This is a genomic window from Streptomyces sp. NRRL F-5630, from assembly GCF_000719475.1.
Classification (GTDB): Bacteria; Actinomycetota; Actinomycetes; order Streptomycetales; family Streptomycetaceae; genus Streptomyces.
Map to the genome: position 1 here is coordinate 1 of NZ_JOGO01000027.1, position 10,867 is coordinate 10,867.

At 73.0% G+C, this 10,867-nt stretch carries 11 protein-coding genes and 1 rRNA gene; 9 read left to right on the forward strand and 3 right to left on the reverse strand.

Annotated elements, in window-relative coordinates:
- From rrf to IF99_RS0114905, 8 genes are all read left to right on the forward strand, one after another.
- Nucleotides 1–91 (forward strand): 5S ribosomal RNA (gene rrf, locus IF99_RS31640); the annotation flags it as partial.
- Between the two features lie 88 nt (nucleotides 92–179).
- The gene (locus IF99_RS0114875) at nucleotides 180–824 is read left to right on the forward strand and encodes an HAD family hydrolase (protein ID WP_030996956.1); all 645 of its coding nucleotides are present in this window, start codon (nucleotides 180–182) and stop codon (nucleotides 822–824) included.
- Nucleotides 825–865: 41 nt separating this feature from the next.
- Nucleotides 866–2,107 carry an MFS transporter gene (locus IF99_RS0114880; protein ID WP_030996957.1) on the forward strand — a complete coding sequence of 414 codons (1,242 nt, stop codon included), beginning with the start codon at nucleotides 866–868 and terminating at the stop codon, nucleotides 2,105–2,107.
- Nucleotides 2,076–3,248, forward strand: coding sequence for an acetoin utilization protein AcuC (locus IF99_RS0114885; RefSeq protein WP_030996958.1), 1,173 nt, complete (start codon nucleotides 2,076–2,078; stop codon nucleotides 3,246–3,248). The genes IF99_RS0114880 and IF99_RS0114885 overlap by 32 nt, the downstream gene beginning before the upstream one ends.
- 611 nt (nucleotides 3,249–3,859) lie before the next feature.
- Entirely contained in the window at nucleotides 3,860–4,072 is a 213-nt protein-coding gene (locus IF99_RS0114890; RefSeq protein WP_030996959.1) for a helix-turn-helix domain-containing protein, read from the forward strand.
- Between the two features lie 186 nt (nucleotides 4,073–4,258).
- Nucleotides 4,259–4,357 carry a 30S ribosomal protein bS22 gene (locus tag IF99_RS32335; RefSeq protein ID WP_003948845.1) on the forward strand — a complete coding sequence of 33 codons (99 nt, stop codon included), beginning with the start codon at nucleotides 4,259–4,261 and terminating at the stop codon, nucleotides 4,355–4,357.
- Nucleotides 4,358–4,558: 201 nt separating this feature from the next.
- Nucleotides 4,559–5,587, forward strand: a complete 1,029-nt coding sequence (locus IF99_RS0114900) for an NAD-dependent epimerase/dehydratase family protein (RefSeq protein ID WP_030996960.1) — start codon at nucleotides 4,559–4,561, stop codon at nucleotides 5,585–5,587.
- 28 nt (nucleotides 5,588–5,615) lie between these two features.
- Nucleotides 5,616–6,581 (forward strand): lysophospholipid acyltransferase family protein, encoded by a 966-nt coding sequence (locus IF99_RS0114905; protein WP_030996961.1) that lies wholly within the window; start codon nucleotides 5,616–5,618, stop codon nucleotides 6,579–6,581.
- A gap of 128 nt (nucleotides 6,582–6,709) precedes the next feature.
- On the opposite strand, the gene IF99_RS0114910 is transcribed toward IF99_RS0114905, so the two are convergent.
- The 3 genes from IF99_RS0114910 to IF99_RS0114920 all read right to left on the reverse strand — a co-directional run bounded on the left by IF99_RS0114910 (nucleotide 6,710) and on the right by IF99_RS0114920 (nucleotide 10,314).
- Nucleotides 6,710–7,996, reverse strand: coding sequence for a DUF5667 domain-containing protein (locus tag IF99_RS0114910; RefSeq protein WP_030996962.1), 1,287 nt, complete (start codon nucleotides 7,994–7,996; stop codon nucleotides 6,710–6,712).
- Between the two features lie 234 nt (nucleotides 7,997–8,230).
- Nucleotides 8,231–9,004 (reverse strand): ECF subfamily RNA polymerase sigma factor, BldN family, encoded by a 774-nt coding sequence (locus IF99_RS0114915; RefSeq protein WP_009067884.1) that lies wholly within the window; start codon nucleotides 9,002–9,004, stop codon nucleotides 8,231–8,233.
- A gap of 392 nt (nucleotides 9,005–9,396) precedes the next feature.
- On the reverse strand, nucleotides 9,397–10,314 hold the full coding sequence (locus IF99_RS0114920; protein ID WP_030996963.1) for an HAD family hydrolase: 918 nt from the start codon (nucleotides 10,312–10,314) through the stop codon (nucleotides 9,397–9,399).
- A 98-nt stretch (nucleotides 10,315–10,412) separates the two neighbouring features.
- On the opposite strand from IF99_RS0114920, the gene IF99_RS0114925 reads away from it, so the two are divergent.
- Nucleotides 10,413–10,694: a glutaredoxin family protein gene (locus tag IF99_RS0114925; RefSeq protein WP_420705673.1), complete on the forward strand. Its 282-nt coding sequence runs from the start codon at nucleotides 10,413–10,415 to the stop codon at nucleotides 10,692–10,694.
- Nucleotides 10,695–10,867: the final 173 nt, after the last annotated feature.

A 10,867-nucleotide genomic window follows, 5' to 3' on the forward strand; every position in this document is an offset into this window, starting at 1 on the left:
GCCCGGTCCCATTCCGAACCCGGAAGCTAAGCCTCAAAGCGCCGATGGTACTGCAAGGGGGACCTTGTGGGAGAGTAGGACGCCGCCGAACAATCTTTGTGGGGAGCCCCGCACCGTTTATGGTGCGGGGCTTTTCCGCGTTCAGGGCCCGTATTCCGTGCCGCGTTATTGTCGGAGCCATGCGCTACGACCTGGTCATCTTCGACAACGACGGAGTCCTCGTGGACAGCGAACCGCTGTCCAACACGGTGCTCGCCGCGTACCTCACGGAACTCGGCCACCCCACCACGTACGAGGACTCCCTCCGGGACTACATGGGCGGCGCTCTGCACCGGGTGCACGACACGATCCTCGAACGGACCGGACAGAGGCTGCCCGAGACCTTCGACGCGGACTTCCACGAGCGGGTCTTCGCGGCCTTCGCGCGCGAGCTGAAGCCGGTTGAGGGTGTCATCGAGGTCCTCGCCCGGCTGAAGGAGAGCGGGACGCCGTACTGCGTCGCCTCCTCCGGCAGCCACGAGCGCATCCGCTTCGGGCACGGCGTCACCGGGCTCGACCGCTGGTTCCCCGAGGACCGCGTCTTCAGCGCCGAGGACGTCGGCCGGGGGAAGCCGGCTCCCGACCTCTTCCTGCACGCGGCCCGCGCGAGCGGAGTGCCCCCGAAGCGGTGCGCGGTCGTCGAGGACAGCCCGCTCGGCGCCGAAGCCGCGCGGGCCGCCGGGATGGACGTGTACGGATTTACCGCCATGACCCCGGCGGCCGCACTCGGCCCGGTCACCGCCGACTTCGGGCGCATGGCCCAACTCCCCGATTTGCTCGGCTGATTGGCCTACCGGCTGGTAGTGCGGGCGCCTACGCTCCCGCCATGACCGCTCCCGCCACCGTCGAGGGACGCCTGCGGCACGGCAGGGCCGCGCTCGCCCTGAGCTTCTTCGTGCAGGGTGCGGCCTTCGCGCTGCTCGTCACCCGCATCCCCGCCGTCCAGGACACGTACGGGATATCCGACGGGCTCCTGCCCGTCTTCCTCGCCGCGGTCCCCGTCCTCGCCGGTGCCGGGAGCGTCGTCACCGAACAGCTCGTCAAGCGGGCGCGGCCCAGCCGGGTGCTGCGCTGGTCGCAACCCCTCGCGCTGCTCGCCCTCCTCGGCGTCGGCTACGGCGACCGCGTCGTGGCCCTCGCCCTCGCCCTCGCCGTCTTCGGGCTCGGCGTCGGGGCACTCGACGCCTCGATGAACATGCTCGGCGTCAGCCTCCAGCGGGCCTACGGCCGCAGCATCATGCTCGGCTTCCACGCCGTCTACAGCCTCGGCGGCATCCTCGGCGCCTCGCTCGCCTGGGCCGGCGCGCACTGGCACCTCTCCCTCGGCGTCTCGTACCTCCCGCTCGTCGCCGTCACCCTCCCCGCCGCCCTCATCGGCAGCCGCTGGTACGCGGACACGCGCAAGAGCGAGCAGGAAGAGGCCGTCCCCGGGCCGCGAGAGCAGGAGCGGCAGCGGGCGCCGGAAACCGGCGTCGTCTTCCGGACGCTGCTCCCGCTCTGTCTCGTCATGACCTTCGCCTACATCGGCGACTCGACGGTCTCCAACTGGAGTGCGAAGTACCTCCAGGACGTCCTCGGCAGCTCGGAGCAGCTTTCGACCGTTCCCTACAACGTGTACATGGTCACGACGCTCATCGGGCGGGGGCTGGGGGACTTCGGGGTGCGGCGCTTCGGCCCCGTCCTGGTCGTACGGGCCGGTGCCGTGCTCGCCGCGACAGGCTTCGGGGCCGTGGCGCTCGCGCCCGGTCCCTGGGCGGGGATGCTGGGGTTCACGCTGCTCGGGCTCGGGCTGTGCGTCCTCGTACCGCAGACCTTCGCCGCCGCCGGGCGGATGTTCCCGCACGCCTCGGACGCGGCCGTCGCGCGGCTCAACGTCTTCAACTACGTCGGTTTCCTCGTCGGCTCCCCGCTCGTCGGGGCGCTCGGCGACGCCTGGAACTACCGGGGCGCGATGATCGTCCCGCTCGTCCTCGTCCTCCTCACGCTGGGATACGCGCGTTCCTTCGCGCCCGCGCCCGCCCGGTACGGTGACGGGCATGAGCGGCCTCGCGCACTTGATGTGGGATGACGGCGTCACCGCGTACGACTTCGGCGACGGTCACCCGATGGACCCCGTACGGCTCGACCTGACCCGCAAGCTCGTCGCGGGCCTCGGTGTCGACGCCGCGCTCAAGGTCGTCGCGGCCCCGCCCGCCGGGGACTCGACGCTGCGGCTCGTCCACCGCGAGGACTACATCGCCGCGGTCAGAGCCGCCTCCGCCGACCCGGAGCACGCCGACCAGCGGTACGGGCTCGGCACCACCGACGACTGGGCGTTCGCCGGAATGCACGAGGTGTCGGCGCTCATCGCCGGGCAGTCCGTGGCCGCCGCGGAGGCGCTGTGGCGCGGGGACACCGCGCACGCCGTGAACTTCACCGGCGGCCTCCACCACGCGATGCCGGCCGCCGCCTCCGGATTCTGCGTCTACAACGACGCGGCGCTCGCGATCGCACGGCTCCTCGAACTGGGCGCCGAGCGGGTCGCGTACGTCGATACGGACGTGCACCACGGGGACGGCGTCGAGGCCGCGTTCTGGACCGATCCGCGTGTCCTGACCATCTCGGTCCACGAGCACCCGCGCACCCTCTTCCCGAACTCCGGCTGGCCGCAGGAGACGGGCGCCGAGGAAGCGGAGGGCTCGGCGGTGAACCTCCCGCTGCCCGCGGGGACCGGGGACGCGGGATGGCTGCGCGCCTTCCACGCCGTCGTGCCCGAACTGCTCGCGGACTTCGACCCGCAGTTCCTCGTCACGCAGCACGGCGCCGACACCCACTTCGAGGACCCGCTCGCACACCTCGCCGTCTCGCTCGACGCGCAGCGCGCCGTGCAGTCCGCGTGCCACGACCTCGCGCACACGTACGCGGGAGGACGCTGGCTCGCGCTCGGCGGCGGTGGCTACGCGGTCGCCGACATCGTGCCGCGCTCCTGGACGCACCTCACCGCGATCGCCGCGCACCGGCCCGTCGAACCGCTCGCGGCCGTGCCGGAGGAGTGGCGGCAGCAGGTGTACGCCGGGACGCGGCAGCAGGCGCCGTACCGGATGACGGACGGCCGCTGGCCCGTGCGGTGGCAGCCGTGGGAAGAGGGCTACGACCCGGCGGACCGGATCGACCAGGCGGTCATCGCGACGCGCAAGGCCGTCTTCCCCCTGCGGGGGCTCCTTCCGTAAGGCGCGGCGCGGCCCTCGGCGCACCCGCCCTACGCCCAACGCGGGACCTCCCCCTGGCCGCTTCGCCCTCCTCGTCTCCTCCCGTGTCCGCACCGAGGTGTCGACGCAACGACCCGCTTCGGCCTACGCCCGCCCTGCCTCGCCTACGTTTTCCCGTTTCCTCCCCTCGCTTCGGCGCCCTCCGCTCGCGCCGGGTGTGAGCCGGGCGCGAGCCCTTGGCGGGGGCCTCCCGGGACGGACCGGCTCACGGGGGGCGGACGAGGGAGGAGCCGTGGTGGGGCGCGGGGGAAGGGCCGGGGTGGCGGTGCAGGTCAGCTCGGTCGTGGGGCGGCGGGGCACGGGGGGCGCACAGGGACCCCGCCGGGCGGCGGTGGGAGGGAGGGGCGGGGGACGTTCCCCGTTCCGCTTGGTGGTGCCGTGCGGACCGGGTACTACCGGTCGATTACTCGTTATGTACTCAATCCGGCGTGTCTGTCACGGTAAACAGAGGATGCCTGCTCCTCTTCCCCACTCGCATCACCCGCCCCTAATCTGGGGAGTGAGCGCTCAGCGACGAGGAGTCACCGGAGGGGAAGCCGGTGCGCGTCCGAGCGGAAGGTACAGGTGTAGTGATGGCCACTGCTGACGAGCGTCCTCTCCACGAGGTCCAGTTCCTGACCGTCGCCGAGGTCGCCTCGGTGATGCGAGTGTCGAAGATGACCGTGTACCGCCTGGTGCACAGCGGTCATCTGCCCGCCATCCGGGTCGGAAGGTCCTTCCGGGTCCCCGAGCAGGCGGTGCACGAGTACCTCCGCGAGTCCTACGTGGGGGTGGAGACCGCCTGAGGCCGCTCCTCCCTGCCCGGAACCCGGTGCTCGGCCGGGCCCCGGGCAGGGGGGATGCCCTCGATTTAGGGCTCGGAGCGGGTGGCGGGTAGGCTGGGCCGACGTAGGTCGTGTGGGCCCATGCAGCCCCGCACCAAGTGCCCCCGCCAGTTGCGGGGGTGTTCCGAGTAGTGAGCGAGGGTTGTTGTGGGCTCTGTCATCAAGAAGCGGCGCAAGCGGATGGCCAAGAAGAAGCACCGCAAGCTGCTGAAGCGTACGCGCGTCCAGCGTCGTAACAAGAAGTGAGCCCTTCCCCGCGAGAGCGGGGCGCTCCACCGCGGCCCTTCCCCGGTTCACTCCGGGGGAGGGCCGCGGTCCTGTGTCCGGGCGGGCGCGCGGCCTCACGGGGCTGAGACCGCCCCCACCGCCCCCACCGCTCCCCACCCCGTGTCCCCCGCCCGCTACCGTGGCCCCATCGGCGTACGCCACGGAAGGGCGGCGGATCGCGTGGGCAGTGTCGTGCTGGTGACGGGGGCCGGGCGCAGGCTCGGGGCGCGGTTCGTCCGCGCCGTGCAGGAGGACCCGGCGGTGGACCGGGTGATCGCGGTGGACGCCGCGGCGCCCGCGCAGCCGCTCGGGCGGGCGCAGTTCGTCCGCGCCGACCTGCGGCAGCCCGTCATCGCGCGGGTGCTCGCCGAGCACGCCGTCGACACCGTCGTGCACCTCGACGTGACCGGGACGGCGCCCGGAGTGCCGCGCGCCGGGGTCAAGGAGACCAACGTCATCGGGAGCCTCCAGCTCCTCGGCGCCTGCCAGAAGTCCCCGTGGGTGCGCCGCCTCGTCGTGAAGTCCTCGACCGCCGTGTACGGTTCGGCCGCCCGCGATCCCGCCGTCGTCGACGAGACCGGCCCGCACCACGCCCCGCCGCACAGCGGCTTCGCGAAGGACGTCGGCGAAGTCGAGAACTACGTACGGGGCTTCGCCCGCCGCCGCCCCGACGTCGCGGTCGGCGTGCTCCGCTTCGCGGGCATCCTCGGCCCCGGTGCCGAGTCCCCCTTCGCCGCGTACTTCGCACTGCCGGTGCTGCCCACCGTGCTCGGGCACGATCCCCGGCTGCAGTTCGTTCACGAGGACGACGTGCTCGCCATCCTGCGGCTCCTGGCCTGCCTGCCCGAGAGCGCGTCGACGCGCGGCGACGGCACGTACAACGTCGCGGGCGAGGGCGTGCTGCTGCTCTCGCAGTGCGCCCGGCGGCTCGGGCGGCCCACGGTGGCGCTGCTGCCGCCCGTCGCACGCTGGGCGGGTGCCGCGCTGCGCGGCGCGGGGCTCGGGGACTTCTCGCCCGAGCAGTGGCGGATGCTCACCCACGGCAGGGTCGTGGCCACCGACCGGCTCCGCGAGGACCTCGGCTTCACCCCGGCGTACGGGACGGCCGCGACCTTCGCCGACTTCGCGCGCGCCCGCGGCCCCGGGCTGCTCCCGCCCGCGCTCGTGGGCGCCGCCGTCGACCGCCTCGCCCAGCTCCGTACGCCCTGAACCACCGCACCCGAAGGAGTCCCGCCCCATGGCCGACGCGAAGGTGATCCCGTTCGACGACGATCGCGCCCGCGAGCGGCGCGGCGAGCGGCGGGACGGCGGCGAGGCGGAGGTACGGGAACTGCCGGGCGCCGCGCGCGAGGAGGAAGCCGGGCCCGAGTGGGAGCGGCGGCTGGCGGGCGGGCTCGCCTTCCTGCGGCGGCGGCTCACGGGCGCGTACGAGGTCGACGACTTCGGGTACGACGCCGAGCTGACCGAGGAGGTGCTCCTGGAGGCGCTGCGGCCGCTGTACGAGAAGTACTTCCGCGTCGAGGTGAAGGGCTTGGAGCACGTGCCCGCGGACGGGGCCGCGCTGCTCGTCGCGAACCACTCGGGGACGCTGCCGCTCGACGGGCTCATGCTCCAGGTCGCGCTCCACGACGAGCACCCGGCCGCCCGGCGGCTGCGGCTGCTCGCCGCCGACCTCGTCTTCCGGCTGCCCGTGGTCGGGGAGCTGGCGCGCAAGGCGGGGCACACCCTCGCGTGTGCCGAGGACGCCGAACGCCTCCTCACCGCGGGCGAGCTGGTCGGGGTGATGCCGGAGGGGTTCAAGGGGCTCGGCAAGCCGTTCGCCGAGCGGTACAAGCTCCAGCGCTTCGGGCGTGGCGGCTTCGTGGCGACCGCGCTGCGCGCCGGGGCGCCGATCGTGCCGTGCGCGATCGTCGGCGCCGAGGAGATCTACCCCATGATCGGCAACGCGAAGACGCTCGCCCGCCTCCTCAACCTCCCGTACTTCCCCGTCACGCCGACCTTCCCGTGGCTCGGGCCGCTCGGCGCGCTCCCGCTGCCGACGAAGTGGACCATCGAGTTCGGCGAGCCGCTCGACACCTCGGGCCACCCGCCGGCCGCCGCCGAGGACCCGATGCTCGTCTTCAACCTCACGGACCAGGTCCGGGAGCGGATTCAGCACATGCTGTACGAGGCGCTTGTGCGGCGGCGGTCGGTGTTCTTCTGACGGGCCGCGCGCCTGATGGGCCTCTCCGCCTGTCGGGCCTCACTGCCGGGACCGGGCAGCGGGGGCGGGACCGGTCAGAGGTACGGGACCGGGCAGCGGGGGCCGGACCGGGACACGGCGGCTGTGTCCTAGGAGTCGTCCTGCGCGCCCAGGCCGAGGCCCGGGAGGACCCCCGGCAGGAGCGGGGGCAGGGTGATGTCCGGGACCGGGTCGGGTGCGCGCTCGCGGTCGCCGCCCGTGCCGCCCTGGTCGCCCTTCGAGCTCCCGGCGCCGCTGCCGTCCGGGGACGAGGAGCCGGCCGAGGGCTTGAGGGGGTCGAGGAGCCGGCCCGCGCCGCCGAGGAGGCCGTCGTCGTCCTGGGCCGGTCCGGAAGGCGCGGGAGGGGTGCTGTGCCCCTCGCCCTTGGAGGGTGTCCCGCCCGAGGCCCCGTCCTTGCCGTCCCCGGTGTGCCGGTCGCGCTCGCCGGTGTGCGGGGAGGCGCTGTCGCGGTCGCCCGCGGTCGGGGAGCCCGGCTGCTCGGGGGTGCCGGGCTTCGCCGCCGGGGTGTGCGGCAGCAGCGGGGTGACCTCGCTCTCCATCGCGTCGAACACCGAGGTGACCTCGTCGCTCACGTCGACGAACTGGACCGGGAGCCGCTCGCGGAGCTGGTCCCAGGCCTCGCGATGGGTGCCCGCGAAGGAGGAGAGGGCCTGGAGGTGACCGAGCGAGTGGTCGGCCTTGTACGCCTTGCTGAGCAGCCGGTGGCCCTCGCCGGCGTCGTACTTGACGCCGTTGAGCGCGCGGCGGATCTCGCCGAGGTGCTCGTGGTCGATGCGGCCCGCGCTGCCCCGGTCCATGAGTCTGCGGGCCTCGGAGAGCCGCGTCCCCGCCTGGTCGAGGAGCAGTTGCCCGCGATCGGCGTCGTCCCCGGCCATGCCGAGTCTGAGGTCCTCCATCCCGCGCTTGAGCCCGTAGAGCGAGTCACCGGGGAGGGCGTCGCCGCTCGCCGCCGCGACCCCGCCGAAGGCCCCCGCGGCGACACTCACCGTGAGGCCGCCGGCGGCGAGCCGCTTGGAGAGGCGGGTGCGGGGCTTGAGCTTGCTGAGCGGGTTCGCCCGGTGGGCGCCCTTGCGGGGGCGCTGACCGGGCATTGAAGGGCGTGGGCTGTCCAGGCCCGGCACGGTGCCCTCGCGGAGCATGGTTTCCATCGCGGCGACCAGCTGGGCCCGCTGGACCACTTTCACCTCGGGGTCCAGCAGGGGCGGTGGCAGGGCGCCGAGTCCGGTGGCGAGCGCGAGCATCCGGCTCGGCTCGTCGGTGCGGTCCCCTTGGTCCTGCGCGGTGCCCTGCTGTGCCGCGAGGCCCTCTCCGGGCCGCTCGTCCAGGGCCTGGGCGAAGGCGTTCGCCCGCCGGTGCGCCGAGACGTTCGCGATCACTGGCGGCACCTCCTCTCGTCATGACGATCGGCTCCCCGGAAGGTCCTGGTGGGGGTCGCCGCCAGGCGGCGGCGGCGTGACCGGAGGGAGCCTGCGCTCGGGACAACGACGGGCTTGGGGGCGGGGTTACGGACGGGTGACGAAGAGGCGGGGACTGTGTCCGTACGTGGTCGTCCGGGCGCTCCGCGTGAGGGCTCGTCGCCGGTGCGACCGCCCTCGGTGAAGCCGTCTCGGTCAGCGGGCGTCCTCCGGGAGGAGGCGGGCCAGGGTGCGGACGGCCCGGTACTGGAGCGTCTTGATCGCGCCCTCGTTCTTGCCCATGACGCGGGCCGTCTCGGCGACGGAGAGGCCCTGGAGGAAGCGCAGGGTCACGCACTCCTGCTGCTGGGGGTTGAGGCGGCGGACGGCGTCGAGGAGGGCGGCGTTGGAGAGGGATTCGAGGACGGAGTCCTCCGGGCTGCGCTCGACCTCGTTGGCGTCGAGCATCTCGCCCGTCGTGACTTCGAGGCGGAAGCGGCTGGACTTGAAGTGGTCGGCGACGAGGTTGCGGGCGATCGTCACGAGCCAGGCGCCGAAGTCGCGGCCCTGCCAGGTGAAGGTGCCGATCCGGCGCAGGGCGCGCAGGAACGTCTCGCTCGTGAGGTCCTCTGCCGTCGCCTTCCCGCCGACGCGGTAGTAGATGTAGCGGTAGACCGTGTCGCTGTACTGGTCGTAGAGGCGGCCGAAGGCGTCGGCCTCGCCGCTCTGCGCCCTCTCGACGAGGTCCATCATGCGGGCGCTGTCGCTGTCCGCGGCAGGCCGGCGGTGGGTGGTGGTGGCCGCGGCGGACCTGCCGCGTCTGCCGACGGCCGTGCTCGACTCGGCCAGGGCGTAGCACGGTCGAGCGGGCGCGGGCGTGGCGAACACGGGTGTGGCGTACGCGGTGGGGACGAAACCGCGCAGGCGGTCGACTACCGAGGCGCGGAGAGCGGCCAGGCCCGCGGCGTCAACCCCGACGTGTGGGTACACGGGACTCCCAGAGGCAGAGCTTCCATCACGTGCACTCCGGCTCCTCCTCCCCGTACGGCTCGGGCTCATGTTCACTCGGCGTACTGGAGGCGGGGGGCCGTCATGCGTTTGAGGAGAATAACGCTTCGTGCAGGCGGCGCTACACCGAGTTGCCTAAATCGTCGCTTGCGTCGCTTCTCTTATGGAGCCACGAGCATTGGTGATCGCTCAAAAACCCTGTTGGTGACCGTTTTTGCGCGAAGTCTTCCGAGTGCGTGTCGCGGGGGCACGGCTCCCCGGAATCGGGACTACCGGCCGCCCCTGCTGGGTATGGCTGACGCTCGGGCCTTCGCGGCGAGCTTCACGCAGAGTGAGGTGGAGGGGTCTGACGTGCCGCTTCGCGGTGTGCGCGGTCAGTGACGGCGGCGGTGGATGGCCACCGCGGCGGCCGTGCCGCCCGCCACGGCGCCGAGCCCCGCGGCGGCGGGGACGCCGATCCTGGCCGCCTTGCGGCCGGTCCGGTAGTCACGCAGCCGCCACTCGCGGGCGCGGGCATATTTGCGCAGTTTCGCGTCAGGATTGATCGCGTACGGATGTCCGACGAGGGAGAGCATCGGGACGTCGTTGTACGAGTCGCTGTACGCCGCGCAGCGCGCGAGGTCGAGCCCTTCCGCCGCCGCCAGGGCCCGTACCGCCTCCGCCTTCGCCGGGCCGTGCAGCGGTTCGCCGACGAGGCGGCCCGTGTAGACGCCGTCGACGGACTCCGCGACCGTGCCGAGCGCGCCGGTCAGGCCGAGGCGGCGGGCGATGAGCGTCGCCGTCTCGACGGGCGCGGCCGTCACGAGCCACACCTTCTGGCCCGCGTCGAGGTGGGCCTGGGCGAGCGCGCGGGTGCCGGGCCAGATGCGGTCGGCGAGGTACTCGTCGTAGATCTCCTCGCCGATCGAGGTGAGTTCCGCCACGCGGCGGCCCTTGACGATGGAGAGGGCGCTGTCCTGCGCGTCCTGCATGTGCGCCGCGTCCTCGACGCCCGCGATCCTGAACCACGCCTGCTGCCAGGCGAAGCGGGCGAGTTCGCGGCGCTCGAAGAAGCGCCGCTTGTACAGCCCCTTGCCGAAGTGGAAGAGGGCCGCGCCCTGCATGACGGTGTTGTCGAGGTCGAAGAAGGCGGCGGCGCGGGTGTCCCCGGCGACCGGGAACTCGGGCTCGGCGGCCTCCCGGGCGGACTCGCTCTCGCTCTTCCGCGCGGCCTCGGCCGCGGCCTCGCCCGCCAGTACGCTGCGCGCGGTGGCGGGGCGCCTGCGGGGGGTGAGCCATCCGGGAGCGGCCATGCGGTTGAGCATAACGAGTCGGCGGGAACGGTGGCGGAAGGGCAGCGGTCGTCCCGGGGGCGCGGGGGCGGCGGGACGGGGTGGCGGCCGGGCGGAGAATGGCGCGTATGACTGGACGACTCTTCGGCCGTCGCAGGCCCGCCGCCGAACGGACCGTGACGCTCATCGCCAAGCCCGACTGCCACCTGTGCGAGGACGCCGAGCGCGTCGTGGAGGCGGTGTGCGGGGAGTTGGGGGTCGCGTGGGAGACGAAGGACATCACGCGGGACGAGGCGCTGTACCGGGAGTACTGGGAGCAGGTGCCGGTGGTCCTGGTGGACGGCGAACAGCACACGTTCTGGAAGGTGGACCCGGAGCGTTTGCGCAAAGCGCTGCGGTGACGGCTCGCGGGTCGCGCCGGGCGCCGCGGTGACGGCTCACGGCGCCCGGTCCCGGATCTCGCTCCTCTTTCGCCGAGGGGCTTGTTTTTCCGGGTCGTTTACCATCGAATCGCAGGCTGCGGGGGCACTGAGCATTCGGAAAGAGGTGTCGGGCTTGTCCCCGCACGGTCGTT

Bases quoted from the DNA above. Each gene is read 5' to 3' on its own strand.
- IF99_RS0114875 (WP_030996956.1), top strand. From the start codon at position 180: ATGCGCTACGACCTGGTCATCTTCGACAACGACGGAGTCCTCGTGGAC.
- IF99_RS0114880 (WP_030996957.1), top strand. From the start codon at position 866: ATGACCGCTCCCGCCACCGTCGAGGGACGCCTGCGGCACGGCAGGGCC.
- IF99_RS0114885 (WP_030996958.1), top strand. From the start codon at position 2,076: ATGAGCGGCCTCGCGCACTTGATGTGGGATGACGGCGTCACCGCGTAC.
- IF99_RS0114890 (WP_030996959.1), top strand. From the start codon at position 3,860: ATGGCCACTGCTGACGAGCGTCCTCTCCACGAGGTCCAGTTCCTGACC.
- IF99_RS0114905 (WP_030996961.1), top strand. From the start codon at position 5,616: ATGGCCGACGCGAAGGTGATCCCGTTCGACGACGATCGCGCCCGCGAG.
- IF99_RS0114920 (WP_030996963.1), bottom strand. From the start codon at position 10,314: ATGGCCGCTCCCGGATGGCTCACCCCCCGCAGGCGCCCCGCCACCGCG.
- IF99_RS0114925 (WP_420705673.1), top strand. From the start codon at position 10,413: ATGGCGCGTATGACTGGACGACTCTTCGGCCGTCGCAGGCCCGCCGCC.